A 17,430-nucleotide genomic window follows, 5' to 3' on the forward strand; every position below is an offset into this window, starting at 1 on the left:
GGGGTTGGGGTGAGGGGAAGCTCCCTGGCGAGGCAAAGTCAAAAGCTCCCTCATCCGCCCTTCGGGCTTCTTCTCCCGCAGGCGGGAGAAGGGACAGCCAAAGCAACCGTCAAAGCCCAAGCAAGTTCCAAGCGAAAGCAATCGTGCCACCTTGGCTTTCGTCGTGGTGTCATACGCATCCAAAGGAGAATGCAATGAAGCTCTACCTTGTACTGGCAATGCGCAAACCGTCATTTGACGACGCAGTGATTGCCCCACACATCGCTTTCCTCAACGCACTCGTCGCGAAAGACCAGCTGCATTTGACTGGCGGCTTCGGTGATGGCACCGGCGGCGCTTATGTCTTGAAGAACATCGAAACTCTGGAAGCCGCCAAAGCCATCGTCGCCACCGATCCGTTGGCCGTCCACGGCAGCTCCGTGCTGACCGTTCACGAGTGGAATACACGCTGATCCCATGATCCAGACTTCACTTTCGCCATTCACCGAACAAGCGCTGCCGCAGTGGCGCCGCGCCGTGCTCAAGGTTGGAAGCAGCCTGTTGGCCGCTGATGGCGGTGGTCTGACACCACGCTTCGCACTTGGGTTGGCGCAGTTTGTCTCGGCCAATGTGCAGGCCGGGCGCGAAGTGGTGATCGTCTCCTCTGGCGCAGTCGCTGCGGGCCGCGCCATCGTGCCCAAGGCGGCCGAAGCCGGCGCCGCGATGGCGGCGCGTCAGGCGCTGGCCGCACTGGGGCAGGCGCAGCTGATCACGTTGTGGCAGCGCTTCTTCGAGCGCCCGGTGGCACAGGTGCTGCTCACGCATGATGACCTGCGCAATCGCCGCCGCTATCTCAACGCGCGGGCCACGCTCAACGAACTACTGGCACTCGGTGCGCTGCCGGTGATCAATGAAAACGACACGGTCTCGGTGGACGAACTCAAGCTCGGCGACAACGACAACCTTGCCGCCATCGTCGCCGCGCTGGTGGACGCCGATGCCCTGTTCATCGCTACCGATATCGATGGGCTGTATACCGCCGACCCGCGCAGCAACCCGGATGCACGGCCGATCAATGAAGTCACCGAGCTGACGCCGGAAGTTATGGCGATGGCCGGTGGCAGTGGCAGCGCGGTAGGCACCGGCGGCATGCACACCAAGTTGCAGGCCGCGGCCAAGGCGGGTGCAGCGGGGATCGATACCTTCCTGTTCAATGGCCGTGATGGCGACGTGGTGCGCGGCCTGGCGCTGGGGCGTCTGCTCGGTACGCGCCTGCATGCAGGGCAATCGCGCATCGCCGCGCGCAAGTACTGGCTGCGTCATGCGCCACTGGAGCCGGGTGCGATCCTGGTCGATGCCGGTGCCGCGCGTGCGCTGCGCGAGAAGGGTGCGTCGCTGCTGCCGGGTGGGGTTGTCGGTGCGGAGGGCGAATTCCGACGCGGCGACATGGTTGAAGTGCGTCTGTTCGACGCGCAGGGACAGCAGCGTATCGCACGGGGTGTCAGCCAGTACTCGGCGGTGGATATCCGTCGCATCAGCCAGCACCACACGCGTGAGATCGAATCGATCCTTGGTTACAACTACGGTGACAACGTGGTTCACCGCGACGACATGGTGGTGCTGTGATGTCGTCCTCCACCGCTACGGGAATGGTCATGAGTGATATCCGCACGCTCGCATTGCAATGCCGTGATGCCGCCCAGCAGCTGGGCCAGCTTTCCACGCAGGCGCGTAGTGCGCTGCTGGTGTCGATGGCGGACGCGCTGGGTGCCGATGCGCCTGGCATTCTTGCCGCCAACGAGAAGGATCTGCAGGCCGCGCGCGACAAGGGCGTGGGCACTGCGATGCTCGACCGGTTGGCATTGAATCCGTCGCGCCTGGCGGGCGTTGCCGATGCATTGCGCGAGGTGGCGGCATTGCCGGACCCGGTCGGCGAGGTGACCCGCGATTACGTGCGGCCCAACGGTATCCGCGTGCAAAAGGTGCGGGTGCCGCTAGGCGTGATCGCGATGATCTACGAGGCGCGGCCGAACGTCACCGCCGATGCCGCCGCGTTGTGCATCAAGGCCGGCAACGGTGTGATCCTGCGCGGCGGCTCGGAGGCCATTCATTCCAACATGGCCATTGCCGCCAGTCTGAAACGCGCCCTGCGCCAGGCCGGCCTGCCCGAAGCGGCATTGACCCTGGTGGAAGACCTGCGTCGCGAAACCATGCTGGAGCTGTTGCAGCTCAACGACATCATCGATCTGGCGATCCCGCGCGGTGGCGAAGGCCTGATCCGTTTCGTGGCCGAACATGCGCGGGTGCCGGTGATCAAGCACTACAAGGGCGTGTGCCATCTGTTCGTGGATGACAGCGCGGATCTGGACCTGGCGGTGCGGCTGCTGATCGACGGCAAGGTGTCGCGCCCGGCGGCCTGCAATTCGCTGGAAACGCTGCTGGTGCACGAGGCCATCGCGTCGCGATTCCTGCCGGTTGCTGCGGCTGCATTGCGCGAACGGGGCGTGGAGCTGCGCGGTGATACGGCGACGCAGGCGTTGCTGGCCGATGTGCTGCCGGCCAGCGAAGCGGATTACGCGGCCGAGTATCTGGACCTGATCCTGTCCATCCGCGTGGTGCCGGACATGGGAGCGGCCATCGCTCACATCCAGCGCTATACGTCGGACCACACCGAAGTGATCGCCACCGGCAATCCCGCCCACGGCGAAACTTTCGTGCATGCACTGCGCTCGGCGGTGGTGATGGTCAACGCCTCGTCACGCTTCTCCGACGGTGGCGAGCTGGGCTTGGGCGCGGAGATCGGCATCTCCACCACGCGCCTGCATTCCTATGGCCCGATGGGCCTGGAAGCGCTCACCGTCGAGCGTTTCGTGGTGCGTGGTGAGGGCCAGGTTCGGCATTGAGTTGCAGTAGTGGCGTGCAGGCCGTCTCGCTGAATTGCGCTTTTGCAGCAGCGGCGTGAGCCGCGCAGCTGGTGATGCGACGGCTGTGCAGGCGGGGTGCCAGTGCAGGTTCCGCGTGGGCTGGGCCGTCGCCGGTTTCGCGGCTTACGCCGCTCCTGCAGGGCCAGGCACGCAGGTGTTCACAACAACGCGTCTTCGACTGAATCGCGGTGCTCGACGATCTTCACCCGCGCACGGCCGGCTTCTTCCTTGGGCAGGGCCTGCTGCCGGGTGAAGCCTACCGGACGCGCATGGTCGTCCATATGCAGCACCACCGATTTGCTGCCGGCCAACCCTTCGGCAAGCGCGGCGTCGGCTCCCAGATCGCGTGCGATCTTTTCGATGCCGATCGGCGCAACCGCGCTGCGGCGTTCCTTGCCGGTGAAACGGATGCGGTTGTACTCGGCCCAGGCGATCAATGCGACGGTGCAGCACAGCAGGATCACCGGCGCCGCCATCAGCAGGAACGGGTCCACCTGGTCCTGGTACTCGTACAACTGCCGCCACGCCAGACGGATGCCCAGCAGCCACGACAGCAAGGTCAGCAGCGGCACGCAAAGCACCATCAGGAACGCCCAGAACGCCACGTTCACCGCGCCCCACAAGGTGCGTTGCAGGCGCGGCTGCTCGCGCGGCTTGCGGATCAGGCGCGAATCAAACTTGGTACCGCTGCTGTTGTCCGGTTTGGTGTTCATCGTATTCCCCGGTCAGGGCTGACCCAGGTGGCGCGTTTGCCGCGCCGCTTGAGCAGGGTCTTGGGCAGGGCGACCACCGTGGTGCACAGGCTGATCAGCCAGTACGCCATCGGGTACCAGATCACCCAGAAGTAGTTGCGGCCCACGTGGGTTTCGTAACGTCGGTCGATGATCAGACTGCTGGCGAACTGCGCCAGGCAGACCAGCGCCAGGATTACGCCATGCCATTGCGGCAGCACGGTGGCGATATACAGCTGCGGCGGCATCGGAATGAACTTGCCCAGCGCCCACAGCACCAGGATGGCGGCCATGGTGTAGGCCCACAGCACACTGAGCAGATACTCCAGCAGCACGCCCCACATGCGCCGCTTGCGCCAGCTCAACAACGAAGTGGCATGCCGCAGCATCACTTCCACGCCGCCCTGGGCCCAGCGCAGGCGCTGCTTCCACAGACCTTTGAGGGTTTCCGGCATCAGGATGAAGCACAGCGCATTGGGTTCGTAACGGATGTCCCAATGATCCAGCTGCAACCGCCAGCTGATGTCGATGTCCTCGGTGATCATGTCATCGGCCCAGTAGCCGATGCGATGCAGCGCGGTACGACGGAAGCCGGCGATCACGCCGGAGATGGTGAAGATGCGCCCGTACACCCGCTGGGTGCGTTTGATCATGCCGATGATCGAGGAGAACTCGGCCACCTGCAGCCGGCCCAGCAATGTGGAGCGGTTGCGGATGCGCGGGTTTCCGGTGACCGCGCCCACGCGCGGCCCGGAGGTCAGGTGCCAGATCATCCAGTGCATGGCGTACTCCTCCAGCATGGCATCGCCATCGATGCACACCAGGTACTCCGAGCGTGCCGCCAGCGCGCCCATGCGCAATGCATTGGCCTTGCCCAGGTTGCGATCCAGGTGGATCACGCGCAGGCGTGGGTGCTGGGTGGCCAGCACGTCGAGGCGGGCACCGGTGTCGTCGCCGCTGCCATCGTTGATCGCGATGACTTCGTAGTCCGGGTAGTTCTGGTTCAGGGCGGCGCTGAGCGTGTCTTCCAGATTGTCGGCTTCGTTGTGGCAGGGGATGAGAATGCTGGCGAACGGGTACTCCGCCATCGGCGGTGGGTCGGTGCGGTCACGCGCCTTGCGCTCGCGACGGAAGAAGTAATACAGGCCGCCGACCATCCACAGGAACGCCATCACCAGCGGGTAGAAGAAGGCGAACTGCAACAGCCCGTACAGGATCGGATGCATCTGCACGTCACTTCTCCTCGTAGGGGAAGTTGCGTACCGACATGGTCGCGCGTGCATCCTCCAGCGCCGGACGGTTGGCGATGAAGTCATCCGGGTACCAGCCCATGTGCTTGACGCCGGCAGCCTGCAGGCGGCGCACCAAGGCGCGCAGCTGTGCACCATCGATGGGCTTGCCGGTGCGCCAGTCCACGGTCTGCAGCTCGAACAGGGTGTGCTTGAACTGCGGGTCCTGCACACGCACCGCTTCGACCAGCTGGTCCAGCCAACGCTCCGGGTGGCGGCTGCCTTCCATCCACGGCATCGCCATCAAGGCGGTGTGCGTGTAGGCGCGGTTGAACAGGTCCAGGCGCTGGGCGAACCAGGCCGAGCTGTGCGGCTGCAGTACCGGCTGTGCGTACAGGTTGCGCACCGTGGCCAGCTTCGGCCGCCAGCGCTGTGCGGCATCGCGCAGTTCCAGGGTGAAGTCGATCAGCGCCTGGGTGCGCGCGCCGTCCTCGCCTTCGGCCGGCAGGTGCGCCAGCTCGGTGTCGCGCAGGTAGGCGTCATCGTGGAACAACAGGCCTTCCATATAGGAATTGATGGCCAGGTCTTCGTAGATGTCCTTGATGATCCGGCGCACCTGCGGCTGGGTGAAATCAAGCCGGAAGATGCCGTCGTGTTCGGGGCTCTGGATCTTCAGCGCGTCGCGGATGGCCGGGTCTTTCAACTCGAAGCCAAGTACCGGCAGCCAGGCGTAGACCTTCACCCCGGCGCGGGTCTTCAATTGCCACGCGACACGGTTGAACAGGTCCGCGCGCATCGGCAGGTGCCGGTTGGGGAAGTACAGCGCGTCGGCCGAGCCGTTGCCGTCGGGGTCGGCGAATGCCTGCAGGTAGACGTGGCTGGGACCGATGCGCTTGACCCGCTCGATCAGCGCATCGAGATTGCGCGACTGCTGCTGCGGGTCATCGTCGTAGACCATGTCCAGATCGATCTGCAATGCGCGCACGTTCTGCAGGTCGGTGTCACGGCGCAGCTCGCGGGCCAGACTGGGGACGGTGGGGTTGTCCACCATCAGCAACCGCGCCAGTCCGCCAAGATCATCGGTGACCGGCGTGCTGCGCCCTTCCAGGTCGAAGGAAACCTCCATGCCCAGCTGCCTGGCCAGGTCATTGGTATAAGCGTTGTAGGCGGCGTAGGGCCAGACGATGGCGCGTGGTCTGCTGCCGGTGTTCTCGGCGATGCGCTGCACGCTGCGGGCAAGGTCGTCGCGGATGCGCTGCTCGTAGGCCTGCGGGGTTTCGTAGCGGGCCGTGGCCGGGTCGTAGACGCGGGTGATCACCGCCGGGGTGGAGTTGCCCTGCGGATTGGACTGCACGCCGTGGTGCAGGTTGTCGGTGTGGCTGGCGACCTCGATCAGACCGCTGGCCTGCATCTCACGGATCTGCTGCCAGGTCAGGAAATCATCGCCATTGAACGGGCGGTAGCCGTAATCGATGCTGCGCCCGGGTGCCATGTCCACGTAGTCGGTGATCACTGCGATCAGCGCCGGGTAGTTGTAGGCGCGCAGCAGCAGGAACACTTTGCTGTAGACGCTGCGCAGGCCATCGTCGAAGGTCAGCAGCACCGGCTGCGGCGGCAACGGAGTGCCACCGCGCGAGGCCTCGATCAGCTGTGACAGCGAGACCGGGTGGTAGCCGTGGGTGGACAACCAATCCAGGTGCGCGGCGAAGTTCTGCGTGCTGACCGCGTACAGGTCGGGGTCGCCACGACGCACGACATCGTCGCGGATGTCGTGGTAGCTCAGTACCAGCAGGCCGTTGTCGGACGCGTCCAGATCGACGTCGGGTGCACGCGCGTGGGCGCTGCCGACACAGCAGAGCAGTGCCAACATCCAGCTGGCGAAACGGGTGAAGTTGTTGCGCATTTCATTGTCCCCAGTGGATCGCGGCATCCAGACCGATATGTCGCTCACGTCGCCCGTCATAGACCGGCCGCGACCAGCGCACGCCGTATTCCAGAACCCGCCCCATGCCGATCTGCCATTCGTGGCGATAGCCCGCACTGGGCACTAGCGCGCTGCCGTATCCACGTTGCCAGTAATTGCCCAGCGACAGTTCCAGCCGCTGCTTGAAATGACGGTCGTAGCGCTGCCAGGTCCTGTGCTCCAGACGCAGGCCAAGTTCGGCCAGACCGTCGCGCTCCGGGTTGAAATAGGGCACATCACTGCGGCTGCCTCGGCCCAGGTAACCGCTGCCGACGCCGCTGACCTGCAACTTGGGCAGGGTCAGCAAGCGTTGCTCGATGCTGCTGCTGAGCAGGTCGCGGTTGTTGTCGTCGGCATAGTGGAAGCGGCTGGCACTGACGCTCCACTGCGTGCGTTCGCTGCGCTGGTAGGAAAGCGCCAGCGCCATGCTGTCGGCGTCGATGCCGGCCGCGCGTGCCTGCATCGAGGCTTCCTCGTCGTTGCGCGCGCCGCTCAGGCCGATGTGCCACTGATCGTTGAACTGCCAGCCCGCGCCGGCGCGGATGCCGACACCGCCGATGTTGTCATCGGCATGGTTGACCAGCAGTTCCGCATCCAGCTGGCCGAAGCGATAGCGCGCGCCCGCGCCGAGGCGCAACGGGTTCAAACGCTGATCGGTGTAATCGACGCTGCGACGGTCGGCGAACGCCACCAACCGCCAGCGGTCGTCGAGGATTGGTGACTGCACTTCCACACCGTAGTGGCGGTCGTCGTTGCCCAGCGGTGAAACGCCACCGCCGCTGCTGCGGCCGCCTTCGGCATAGGCATGCAGCTGCCAGCCACGATGGGCGCGCCATTGCTGCTGCATGCGCTGCACCACCGGTTGGGTAGGATAACGACGCAGCAGGTCTTCGTAGTAAGGACGTGCCAGGTCGTCGCGTTGCAGGTCGACATACGCTTCGAACTGGCCCGCCCGCGGCTGCACTTCGCGTGGGTCCAGCGTGTAGGCCATCTGCTGGCGTTCCAGCGCGCGGCGCGGCCAACCGCGCATCTGGTAAACGCGGCCGAGCGACGCATGCAGGCCGCCGTTGCCGGGAGCCGCATCGGCCATCTGTTCGAGATCGTGCTGTGCGGTGGGCAGGTCGCCGCCGTAGGCGCGGATCATCGCCAGGGTCAGGTCGGCTTCGTAGCGCGCCCAGTTCGAGTACGACTGCTTGGCACCGGCTTGACGACGGAATGGCGGCTCCGCGTCGCGCCATTGGCGCAGGCTGTCGATGGCCAGTTGTTCCTGGCTGTTCTCAAGATAGGCATAGCCGAGTTCGGAACGCAGGTCGTCGCGCTCCGGTTCGGATTTGATTGCAGCCTGCAGGATCGGTATGGCCTGCTCGGGATGCTGGGTGGCCATCAGCGAATCGCCAACGGCGGGCAGCACGTAATCGGGCAGGGCATGTCCATCCTGCGTCAGCGCGAAGTACTCGTCGCGTACCTGCGCATGCAATGCCATGCGGTTGAGCAGGATCAGGCGGTCGAAGCGGATCCGCAGCGGCGCGCTGGACGCGTCCAGGCCATCCTGTTGCAGCACACGCTGCATTTCCGCCAGAGCATGCTCGGCTTCATCCAGGCGCGTGTCTTCGCTCTTGCCATAGGCAAGGCTCCAACCCACGAGTTTGGAGAGGCGGTTGGCTTCCAGACGATGGCGCTGCGCTTCGTCGAACAGCTGCGGGCGCTGCTGATACAACTGCCACGCGCGGCCGGCATTGCCGATGTCGGACAGGGTGAGCACCTGCAGCCGGAACAGAAAATCGTCCTGCGGATAGTGCTGCTGCAATCGTTCGATTTCGGCCAGTGCATCCAGCCATTGCCCTTGATCGCGATGCTGACTGATGCGGGTCAACGCATCATCTTTTTCCCTCTCCGCATCGGACGCCAAGCCGTTGCCACTGATGCCGAACAAAGCCCCCGCCAGGGCAGCACTCAGTGTGAGCGGCTTCCATACAGCCATGAAAATCCCTGGATACAGTCACAAAGCAAAAAATTGTGACATGCATCACGGTCGTAAGTGTGTGAACGACCGGTCCCGCTTAACTGGATTTTAATTTTGTGAATAGAGTATTCACATCAATGACTTGCGGCGTTTCTTGGTGGTTTGCAGGCGGTGGCAGTCACCCCAGGCTCTTACGCGGCCGGTGCGTCGGGGCAAGCGGCGCCCGCTTGCATCGGGCATCGGGCGGATGCCCATCGCCCGCCCTGCCTGGGTGCGGGGAAGGCCGCCGGCGTGCTTACCAGTGGTCTTCCAGGTGCTGTGGACGGCAGGCAAACCAGGCTGCGGTCAGCAGCACCAGGGCGCACACGGTGAGGAAGGCGAACGGCAACAGCCACGCGTCGGTGGCGCCATGCAGCCAGCCGAACAGGAGCGGGCCCAGGCAGGCGAAGCTGTAACCGACGCCCTGCATGAAGCCGGATAGCGCCGCCGAGCCGGCCGGGGTGCGGGTACGCAGGTTGATCAAGGTCAGCGCCAGCGGGAAAGTGGACGGCCCCAAGCCCAGCAGCGTGGCCCACAGCAGCGGTGCCGACATCGGCGCCCAGAGCAGACCGGCGAAGGCGGTCAGGTTGATGGCGAAGGCCAGCGCGACGATCGGGAACGGATTGCGCAGGCGCACGGCAAGTGCCGGCATCAGCAGTGAAGGCACCAGCCCCAGCGCCGAGAACACCGCCACGGTCACGCCGCCGAAGGCGGGTGATGCACCGGCCTCGATCATCATCTTCGGCAACCAGGTGAACATCGAATAGGTGATCAGCGAAGTCATGCCGAACATCAACGCCAGGCCCCAGCCCAGCGATGTACGCCAGACCTTGCCCGGTGCATGGACCGGCGCGTTGTGCGCTTCCGGCGCGCGCGTGCTGCGCGCCAGCATCAGCCACGGCAGCATCGCTGCCAATGACAGCAACGCCCACATGCCCAGCGAGATGCGCCAGTCGTAGCTTTCGGCCATCGGCACGGCGAGCAGGGCCGGGATCATCGTGCCTGCCTGCAGCACGGTGATGTAAAGCGTGCTCATGGTGCCAACGCGATCGGCGAAGTAACGCTTCACCAGCGGCGGCACCACCACGTTGCCGATGCCCATGCCAGCCAGTGCGACACCCGAGCCCACCAGCAGCATTCCGACATTGCCGGCACCTGCGCGGATCAACAGGCCAACGGTGGCCAGTGCCATGGCCAGCAGGGCCGTGCGCTCCAGGCCGATTCGGCGGGTCATGGCGGGCGTGGACAGGCCCAACAACGCGAAGGCTGCGGTCGGCATCATGCCGAGCACGCCGGTCATGGTGCTGCCGAAATTGAACACCTTCTCCAGCTGGTCCAACAGCGGCGTCAGCGAAGTCACTGCCGTACGCAGATTGACGGCCGCCAGCACGATGGCGAAAAACGCCAGGACGCGGCCGCGCAGCAGTGGGTGGGAGGAGTGGGTGGTGTCGGTCATGGAACGTTCTTCACAGATAGCATTGCGTCCCAGGCCGATCTCGGCACGGGCAAGCAGGGTCAGGTGAGCGATAAAAAGGCGGGGGCCAGCAGAGCAGGCGGACCGGAAAATCGCGATTGCGCATTGTACGGCGCAGCCCGTGAATGGGATGCGTTCGCGCCGCCACCGGCTCGATGTTGCAGTTCCTGAGCGGGGTGATGTAGCGCCAAAGAAAAAAGGTCTGGAAATGCGGGTGCATTTCCAGACCTTTCATCCTTCCTTGGTCGGGGAGACAGGATTCGAACCTGCGACCTCTACGTCCCGAACGTAGCGCTCTACCAGACTGAGCTACACCCCGTAAGGAGCCGCCTATGATAGCGGTGATTCCGCTGCCTTGCAAGTGTTTCCCCGGTGGCCAACCCCGCGGACGGGTGGGTGCCGGTGCGCCCGGGAGGGCGACTTTCTCGAACAAAAAAACCTGAAAAACGTCGCCGTTTTCCAGGCTTCCTTGTGACCTTCTTGGTCGGGGAGACAGGATTCGAACCTGCGACCTCTACGTCCCGAACGTAGCGCTCTACCAGACTGAGCTACACCCCGCGAAGGGAGCCGGAAAGATACGCTCAGTCCGGGCTCCTGACAATACCTAGAAGCGGTTTTTTAGTGTTTTGCGTCGTTCTTGTGCGCTTCGCGGGCTTCAAACCACATGCCGTTGAGGATGGCTGCTGTGCAAGCGAGGCCGGCGCCGAGAATCCAGGCGAAATACCACATGGGAAGACTCCTTTACGTATGTCGTGGATGCAGGTCAGTAAGCGTTCGGGTTTTCACCCATTTCAGCCAGCGTGGTCTTGCCCTTGAGCACGCGGTACACCCAGGTGGTGTAGGCGATGATGATCGGCAGGAACAACAGCGTGGCCAGCAGCATGATCCACAGCGTCAGATGGCTGGAGGATGCATCCCACAGCGTCAGGCTGGAGCCGGGCTGGCTGGAGGAGGGCAGCAGGAACGGGAACGCCGCGAAGCCGACGGTGAGAATGATGCCGGCAATCGAGGCGCCCGAAGCGATGAACGCCAGGCCGCCACGACGCTTGCGCAGCAGTACCGCGCTGAGCAGCGCACCGAGCAGGCCCACTACCGGTGCCAGGATCGTGGCCGGCATCGCGCTGTAGTTGCGCATCCAGCCACCGGCTGCAGTGATTTCGACCGTCTTCAGCAGCGGGTTGCTGGGACCATCGGTCACCACCTGGGAGGTGAAGCCATAGCCCGGCAGGCCCAGTGCCACCCAGACGCCGCCCAGGGCGAACAGCACGAAGGTCAGCAATGCGGCGATGCTGCCGAAACGGGCCGAACGATCCGCCACCGCGCCATCGGTCTTGATCACCAGCATGGCGGCACCGTGCGAAACCACCATGGCCACGCTGAGCAGGCCGGCAAGCAGGGCGAACGGGGTCAGCAGGCCGAAGAAGGTGCCCGTGTACCAGATGCGCTGGGTGTCATCGAAGTGGAACGGAACGCCGAGCAGCACGTTGCCAACCGCCACGCCCATGATCAATGCCGGGATGAAGCCGCCAACGAACAACGCCCGGTCCCAGTTGTTGCGCCAGCGTGCGGTGGGCATCTTGCTGCGGTACTTGAAGCCGACCGGTCGCAGGATCAGTGCGAACAGGATGACGAACATCGCCAGATAGAAGCCGGAGAAGCTCACCGCGTACAGCGGCGGCCAGGCGGCGAAGATCGCGCCACCCCCCAGCACCAGCCATACCTGGTTGCCCTCCCATACCGGGCCAACGGTGTTGATCACCAACCGGCGCTCTTCGTCGGTCTTGGCCACGAACGGCAGCAATGCGCCGACGCCCAGGTCGAAACCATCCATCACCGCGAAACCGATCAGCAGCACGCCCAACAGCAGCCACCAGATCACGCGCAGTGTCGTGTAGTCCAGAAGAATGAAATCCATGAGTGTTCTCCTTCCTTATGCGCGGCGCGTGGCCGATGCGTGGTGGGAAGCGCCGCCCTGCAGCGAAGGCAGGATGTCGTCCGGGCCCTTGCGGATGGCTTTGAGCATCAGCTTGACCTCGATGATCATCAGTACCGTGTACAGCGCGGTGAAGCCTGCCAGGGTCATGACGATTTCATGCAGGGCCAGGCCCGAAGCGGCATAGAAGGTCGGCAGCACGCCTTCAACGGCCCACGGCTGACGGCCATACTCGGCGATGAACCAGCCACATTCGATGGCGATCCACGGTGCCGGCAGCGACCACAGCGCGATCTTCAGGAACGTGCGCTTGCTTTCGAAGTTGTTGCGGCACGAGTAGTAGAACGCCACGCTGAAGAACGCGATGAGGTAGAAGCCCAGGCCCGCCATGATGCGGAACGTCCAGAACAGCGGGGCCACACGCGGCACCGTATCCATGGCCGCTTGCGAGATTTCCTGCGGGGTGGCATTGAGGATGTCATCGCGATAGCGCTTCAGCAGCAGGCCGTGGCCCAGATCCTGCCAATGGCGGTCGAACATCTCGCGGGCTTCAAGGTCTTCCTTGTTGGCGCGGATGCGTTCCAGTGCACCGTAGGCGAGCTGGCCGCCACGGATGCGGTGTTCGGCGCGGTCGACCAGTTCCAGGATGCCCGGGATCGGCTGGTTCAACGAACGGGTGGCGATCAGGCCCATCAGGTACGGGATCTTGATCTCGTAGTCGTTCTGGTGGGTCTTCTGGTTCGGGATGCCGAAGGCGGTGAAGTCGGCCGGGGCGCGCTCGGTCTCCCACATCGCTTCAATCGCCGCCAGCTTCATCTTCTGGTGTTCGTTGGCGGCGTAACCGCTCTCGTCACCCAGCACCACCACCGACAGCGAGGACAGCAGGCCGAACGCGGCAGCCACTGCGAACGAGCGGCGGGCGACTTCGTGATGCTTGTTGCGCAGCAGGAACAGGGCGCTGATCGACATCACGAACATCGCGCCGGTGACATAACCGGCCGAGACCGTGTGCACGAACTTGGCCTGTGCCACCGGGTTGAACAACACGGCCATGAAGTCGACGACTTCCATGCGCATCGTTTCCGGGTTGAACACCGCACCGACCGGGTTCTGCATCCAGCCGTTGGCGATCAGGATCCACAGTGCCGACAGGTTGGTGCCCAACGCCATCAGCCAGGTCACGGTGAGGTGCTGCAACTTGGACAGACGCCCCCAGCCGAAGAAGAACAGGCCGATGAAGGTGGCTTCCAGGAAGAACGCCATCAGGCCTTCGATGGCCAGTGGTGCGCCGAAGATGTCACCGACGTAATGGCTGTAATACGACCAGTTCATGCCGAACTGGAATTCCATCACGATGCCGGTACTGACGCCGATGGCAAAGTTGATGCCGAACAGCACGCCCCAGAACAGGGTCATGCGGCGCCAGACATCCTTGCCGGTCATGACATAGACGCTCTCCATGATCGCGATCATGACGGAGAGGCCCAGCGTGAGCGGGACGAAAAGGAAGTGGTACATCGCGGTCAGTGCAAACTGCAGCCGCGACAGCTCTACGACTGTTGAGTCGATCATGGCCAGGCTACCTCGTTGGTGTTGGGCATCTTTGGGTGGCAGAAGTGGGGTTAATGACGTGGATGCTCCCTGTTCATGCTTGTTCCCGCCTTGATCTGGATCAATGAGGCCAGGGCCTGCTGCTGTGATCGTGCATGGGACCGGCGGGCAGGGTGCAGCTTGCTTACAATCGGGCGGATTCCTTTCAGCTGAGTTGCCAGTCTTGAGCGATGTTCCACATTCCGGCGATACGTTGCTTCAACAGCGTCGTCAACAACAGCAGTGGCTTGCGTCCCTGGCCGCCGGCGCACGTTCGCAGCAGCGGTTGGCAGCCCTGGCGGTGTGCGGATCGGGCGCGCTCCTGATCCTACAGGCCGCTGCCATCGCGTGGTTGATCCAGAGCATAGTCGTCGAGCGTGTAGCCATCGTGCAGGCAGGTCCGGTTTTCGGGCTGCTGGCGCTGGTTCTGCTGGTGCGCAGCCTGCTGGGAGGGTTGGCGCAATCGGCGGCCGGGGATGTGGCCGATACCGCCAAACTGGCCCTGCGCGGGCAGGTCTACCAGCGGCTGATGGAGCGCGGCCCTCTGTGGTTGCGGCGGCAGCGCACCGGCGAGCTGGGTGAGCTGCTGCTGGCCCATGGTGATGCCATCGAAGGCTATTACGCCGGTTTCCAGCCGGTACGGGTGGAAGTGGTGGTGGTGCCACTGTTGATTCTGGCCGCCGTGGCCTATGTGGACTGGGTGGTGGCATTGATCTTCCTGTTCACCGCACCGCTGGTGCCGTTCTTCATGATGCTGGTGGGCTGGGGTGCCGAAGCCGCCGGGCGGGCGCAGCTGGGCGAGCTGGCGCGGATGAGCGGGCATTTCGCCGATCGCATCAAAGGCCTGGGGCTGCTGCGTCTTTATGGGCAGGGCGAGGCCGAGCTGGGTGGTATCGAGCAGGCCGCGGAGGGCGTGCGCGTACGCACAATGAAGGTGCTGCGGATCGCCTTCCTGTCCTCCACGGTGCTGGAGTTCTTCGCTTCGGTGAGCGTGGCGATGGTGGCGTTGTACCTGGGTCTGAACTATCTGGGGATGATGTCGCTGCATGCGACCGTGCCGACCCTGGGTACCGGCATGTTCTGCCTGCTGCTGGCACCAGAGTTCTACGCGCCATTGCGCCGCCTGGCGGCCCACTACCACGATCGCGCCAACGCGCTGGCAGCCGCCTCCGAGGTCGAGCGGCTGCTGGTCGAGGAGGTGTCGTCGGTGTCCGCGAACGAGGTCATCAGTGCCCCGGTCAGTATCGAGCCGGTGCAACGGCATGCCCCGATGGTGCAAGTGCAGGCTGTGACCCTGCGCCCCCAGGGGGCGCACCATGACGTACTGACGGGCTTCTCGCTGGATATCGCCGAGGGCCAGCGCCTGGCACTGGTTGGCCCCAGCGGCAGCGGCAAGAGCACCGTGCTGGAAGCGCTGGCAGGCTGGTTGCCGCCGCGCGAAGGCAGGATCATCGTGCGCGATGGGGTGCGCATCGGTTACGCCGGGCAGCGGCCTTACCTGTTCCACGGCAGCATCGCCGACAACCTGCGGTTGGCGGACCCCGCAGTCAGCAACGCGCGGCTGCAGGCGGTGGCCGAGGTGGCACAGGTGATGCACTTCGCCCGGCATCTGCCGCAGGGCCTGGATACGGTGATCGGCGAACGTGGGTTCGGCCTGTCCGGCGGAGAGGCACGGCGGATTGGCCTGGCCCGGTTGCTGTTGCGAGATCCGGATCTGTTCCTGCTGGATGAGCCCACCGCATTCCTCGATCCGCAGACCGAACGTGACCTGCTGCAGGCGCTGGCTTCGCATACGCGCGGGCGCACCGTGCTGATGGCGACCCACGGCGAGGTGGCCATGCGCTGGGCCGACAAGGTCATCACTCTACCGGCCAACGTGAACGCACATACGGGGGAACGCGCATGAAGCCCGACGACACCAAGCGTACCGGGCTCGAACGCGACGACATGCGCAGTGTGTTCGTACGTCATGGCGGATGGTTGCTGCTGACCACCGTGTTGTTGTTCACCACGATGCTGGCCGGTGTAGGCCTGTTGGGCCTGTCGGGTGGGTTCCTTACCGGTGCCGCATTGGCCGGCGCCCTGGGCGCGGGTGCAACGTTCAACTTCTTCTCGCCATCGGCCGGCATCCGTGGCCTGACGATGATGCGGATCGTGTCGCGCTATCTCGAAAAACTGGTCGGCCACGACGCTACCCTGCGCATCGCGCGTGATCTGCGCGTGTGGTTCTTCCGTCGGGCACTGCCGTTGGCGCCGGCACGCCTGGGCAGTAGTCGCACCGGCGAGCTGCTGGCACGGTTGATCTCCGACATCAGTGATGTCGACGGCGCGGTGGTACGTGCGGTGGGGCCGTTGCTGGCGCTGGTGGGCATTGCGTCGGTCGCGGTGTTCGCTGCGGCATTGATCCATTGGCCGGCCGCGCTGCTGTTGGTGGTGCTGGCGTTGCTGGTCGGGTTGGGCGTGCCGGTATTGGCAGTGCGTCGTGGCGATGCCAATGAAGCGCTGCGCGCGCGCCATCGTGCCGCACTACGCACGATGGCGTATGAGGGCCTGGAAGGCATTGCCGACCTGACAGCGCTGCATGCACGTGATGCGTGGACACTGCAGGTGGATGCAGCGGCAGCTCAACTGGCCGGCGCTGACCGACGCCGGCGGCGACGCCTGATCAGCGGCAACATGCTGCACTCGCTGTTGTCGGGGCTGGGTCTGCTGGGGATGCTGTGGCTGGCGTTGTCAGCATTCGAGGCTGGCAAGGTGGAGGCGCCGATGGCCGCAGGCCTGGTCTTCCTGACGGTGGCGTTGCTGGAAGTGGCTGCCGGTAGCAGCCTTGCGTGGCAGGCGTTGCAGTCGGCGCGGGTTGCGGCAGGGCGCTTGCAGCAGATCGTGGATCAAGCGCCCGCGGTGTCTGATCCCGCACATCCCGTTGCCGTGCCAACGCCGCCGGCCGTGTTGTCGTTCGAAAAGGTCGTGTTCGCCTGGCCGGGTGAAACGCGCAGGCTGCTCGATGGAGTCGACCTGCAGTTGGCGCCGGGTGAGCGCATCGCCATCCGTGGCGACAGCGGGTGCGGCAAAACCACCCTGTCGGCCTTGATGTTGCGTTTGTGGGACCCGGAGCAGGGCACGATCCGCTATGGCGGTACCGATCTGCGTGCGCTGCTGCAGGACGACTGGCATCGCCAGATCGCCTGGCTGCCACAAGGTGCTCCGGTGTTTGCCGGCAGCATTGCCGACAACCTGCGCTTGGGCGGGCCCAACGCCAGCGACGAAGCAATGTGGTCGGTACTGGAGCAGGTGCGCCTGCAGGAGTGGGCACGACAGCAAGGTGGCCTGTTGGCGTGGGTGGGCGAGAACGGCGGCACCATGTCGGCGGGTCAGGCGCGACGCCTGGCGTTGGCCCGCGCACTGCTGCGCAACGCACCGCTGATGGTGTTGGACGAACCCACCGAAGGATTGGACGTGGATACCGCCCACGCCTTGTTGATTGATTTGGCCGCAGCGCTGGGTAATCGCAGTCTGTTGATGATTACCCACGGCGAACTGCCCGAAGGCGTGGTGCAACGCGAGTATCGCCTGCACCGAGGGCAGTTGCTGCAACTGGGCTGAGG

At 64.5% G+C, this 17,430-nt stretch carries 13 protein-coding genes and 2 tRNA genes; 5 read left to right on the forward strand and 10 right to left on the reverse strand.

The features are described 5' to 3' along the window. Positions 1-194: 194 nt before the first annotated feature. From ABB26_RS01355 to ABB26_RS01365, 3 genes are read left to right on the forward strand one after another with little or no spacing between them, the layout of a single operon-like run. The gene (locus ABB26_RS01355) at positions 195-452 is read left to right on the forward strand and encodes a YciI family protein (RefSeq protein WP_057631786.1); all 258 of its coding nucleotides are present in this window, start codon (positions 195-197) and stop codon (positions 450-452) included. Positions 453-456: 4 nt separating this feature from the next. After that, positions 457-1,605, forward strand: coding sequence for a glutamate 5-kinase (gene proB, locus ABB26_RS01360; RefSeq protein WP_057631787.1), 1,149 nt, complete (start codon positions 457-459; stop codon positions 1,603-1,605). Positions 1,606-1,634: 29 nt separating this feature from the next. Further along, positions 1,635-2,882, forward strand: a complete 1,248-nt coding sequence (locus ABB26_RS01365; RefSeq protein ID WP_057632003.1) for a glutamate-5-semialdehyde dehydrogenase — start codon at positions 1,635-1,637, stop codon at positions 2,880-2,882. Positions 2,883-3,061: 179 nt separating this feature from the next. Here the strand turns inward: ABB26_RS01365 and pgaD are convergent, their stop codons facing one another. The 10 genes from pgaD to ABB26_RS01415 all read right to left on the reverse strand — a co-directional run bounded on the left by pgaD (position 3,062) and on the right by ABB26_RS01415 (position 13,807). Then, positions 3,062-3,616 carry a poly-beta-1,6-N-acetyl-D-glucosamine biosynthesis protein PgaD gene (pgaD, locus tag ABB26_RS01370; protein WP_083490625.1) on the reverse strand — a complete coding sequence of 185 codons (555 nt, stop codon included), beginning with the start codon at positions 3,614-3,616 and terminating at the stop codon, positions 3,062-3,064. Then, positions 3,613-4,860, reverse strand: coding sequence for a poly-beta-1,6-N-acetyl-D-glucosamine synthase (pgaC, locus tag ABB26_RS01375; protein WP_057632004.1), 1,248 nt, complete (start codon positions 4,858-4,860; stop codon positions 3,613-3,615). The genes pgaD and pgaC overlap by 4 nt, the downstream gene beginning before the upstream one ends. A gap of 7 nt (positions 4,861-4,867) precedes the next feature. Continuing rightward, on the reverse strand, positions 4,868-6,766 hold the full coding sequence (pgaB, locus tag ABB26_RS01380) for a poly-beta-1,6-N-acetyl-D-glucosamine N-deacetylase PgaB (RefSeq protein ID WP_057631788.1): 1,899 nt from the start codon (positions 6,764-6,766) through the stop codon (positions 4,868-4,870). Between the two features lies 1 nt (position 6,767). Continuing rightward, positions 6,768-8,807, reverse strand: a complete 2,040-nt coding sequence (pgaA, locus tag ABB26_RS01385) for a poly-beta-1,6 N-acetyl-D-glucosamine export porin PgaA (protein WP_057631789.1) — start codon at positions 8,805-8,807, stop codon at positions 6,768-6,770. A 277-nt stretch (positions 8,808-9,084) separates the two neighbouring features. Next, positions 9,085-10,284: a CynX/NimT family MFS transporter gene (locus ABB26_RS01390; protein ID WP_057631790.1), complete on the reverse strand. Its 1,200-nt coding sequence runs from the start codon at positions 10,282-10,284 to the stop codon at positions 9,085-9,087. Between the two features lie 260 nt (positions 10,285-10,544). After that, positions 10,545-10,621, reverse strand: a tRNA-Pro gene (locus tag ABB26_RS01395). A 162-nt stretch (positions 10,622-10,783) separates the two neighbouring features. Beyond that, positions 10,784-10,860 (reverse strand) — tRNA-Pro (locus ABB26_RS01400). Between the two features lie 60 nt (positions 10,861-10,920). Then, the gene (gene cydX / locus ABB26_RS01405) at positions 10,921-11,031 is read right to left on the reverse strand and encodes a cytochrome bd-I oxidase subunit CydX (RefSeq protein ID WP_057631791.1); all 111 of its coding nucleotides are present in this window, start codon (positions 11,029-11,031) and stop codon (positions 10,921-10,923) included. Between the two features lie 34 nt (positions 11,032-11,065). Continuing rightward, the gene (gene cydB / locus ABB26_RS01410) at positions 11,066-12,217 is read right to left on the reverse strand and encodes a cytochrome d ubiquinol oxidase subunit II (protein WP_057631792.1); all 1,152 of its coding nucleotides are present in this window, start codon (positions 12,215-12,217) and stop codon (positions 11,066-11,068) included. 15 nt (positions 12,218-12,232) lie between these two features. Continuing rightward, positions 12,233-13,807 (reverse strand): cytochrome ubiquinol oxidase subunit I, encoded by a 1,575-nt coding sequence (locus ABB26_RS01415; RefSeq protein ID WP_057631793.1) that lies wholly within the window; start codon positions 13,805-13,807, stop codon positions 12,233-12,235. Between the two features lie 202 nt (positions 13,808-14,009). On the opposite strand from ABB26_RS01415, the gene cydD reads away from it, so the two are divergent. Further along, complete coding sequence (gene cydD / locus ABB26_RS01420; protein ID WP_245626107.1) at positions 14,010-15,731, forward strand: thiol reductant ABC exporter subunit CydD; 1,722 nt, start codon at positions 14,010-14,012, stop codon at positions 15,729-15,731. After that, the gene (gene cydC, locus ABB26_RS01425; protein ID WP_057631795.1) at positions 15,728-17,428 is read left to right on the forward strand and encodes a thiol reductant ABC exporter subunit CydC; all 1,701 of its coding nucleotides are present in this window, start codon (positions 15,728-15,730) and stop codon (positions 17,426-17,428) included. Before cydD ends, cydC begins: the two co-directional genes overlap by 4 nt. Positions 17,429-17,430: the final 2 nt, after the last annotated feature.

The sequence above is a fragment of the Stenotrophomonas humi genome, from assembly GCF_001431415.1.
Lineage (GTDB): Bacteria > Pseudomonadota > Gammaproteobacteria > Xanthomonadales > Xanthomonadaceae > Stenotrophomonas > Stenotrophomonas humi.

Coding starts and splice junctions, on each gene's coding strand:
- ABB26_RS01355 (WP_057631786.1), top strand. CDS start 195: ATGAAGCTCTACCTTGTACTGGCAATGCGCAAACCGTCATTTGACGAC.
- proB (WP_057631787.1), top strand. CDS start 457: ATGATCCAGACTTCACTTTCGCCATTCACCGAACAAGCGCTGCCGCAG.
- ABB26_RS01365 (WP_057632003.1), top strand. CDS start 1,635: ATGAGTGATATCCGCACGCTCGCATTGCAATGCCGTGATGCCGCCCAG.
- pgaD (WP_083490625.1), bottom strand. CDS start 3,616: ATGAACACCAAACCGGACAACAGCAGCGGTACCAAGTTTGATTCGCGC.
- pgaC (WP_057632004.1), bottom strand. CDS start 4,860: ATGCATCCGATCCTGTACGGGCTGTTGCAGTTCGCCTTCTTCTACCCG.
- pgaB (WP_057631788.1), bottom strand. CDS start 6,766: ATGCGCAACAACTTCACCCGTTTCGCCAGCTGGATGTTGGCACTGCTC.
- pgaA (WP_057631789.1), bottom strand. CDS start 8,807: ATGGCTGTATGGAAGCCGCTCACACTGAGTGCTGCCCTGGCGGGGGCT.
- ABB26_RS01390 (WP_057631790.1), bottom strand. CDS start 10,284: ATGACCGACACCACCCACTCCTCCCACCCACTGCTGCGCGGCCGCGTC.
- cydX (WP_057631791.1), bottom strand. CDS start 11,031: ATGTGGTATTTCGCCTGGATTCTCGGCGCCGGCCTCGCTTGCACAGCA.
- cydB (WP_057631792.1), bottom strand. CDS start 12,217: ATGGATTTCATTCTTCTGGACTACACGACACTGCGCGTGATCTGGTGG.
- ABB26_RS01415 (WP_057631793.1), bottom strand. CDS start 13,807: ATGATCGACTCAACAGTCGTAGAGCTGTCGCGGCTGCAGTTTGCACTG.
- cydC (WP_057631795.1), top strand. CDS start 15,728: ATGAAGCCCGACGACACCAAGCGTACCGGGCTCGAACGCGACGACATG.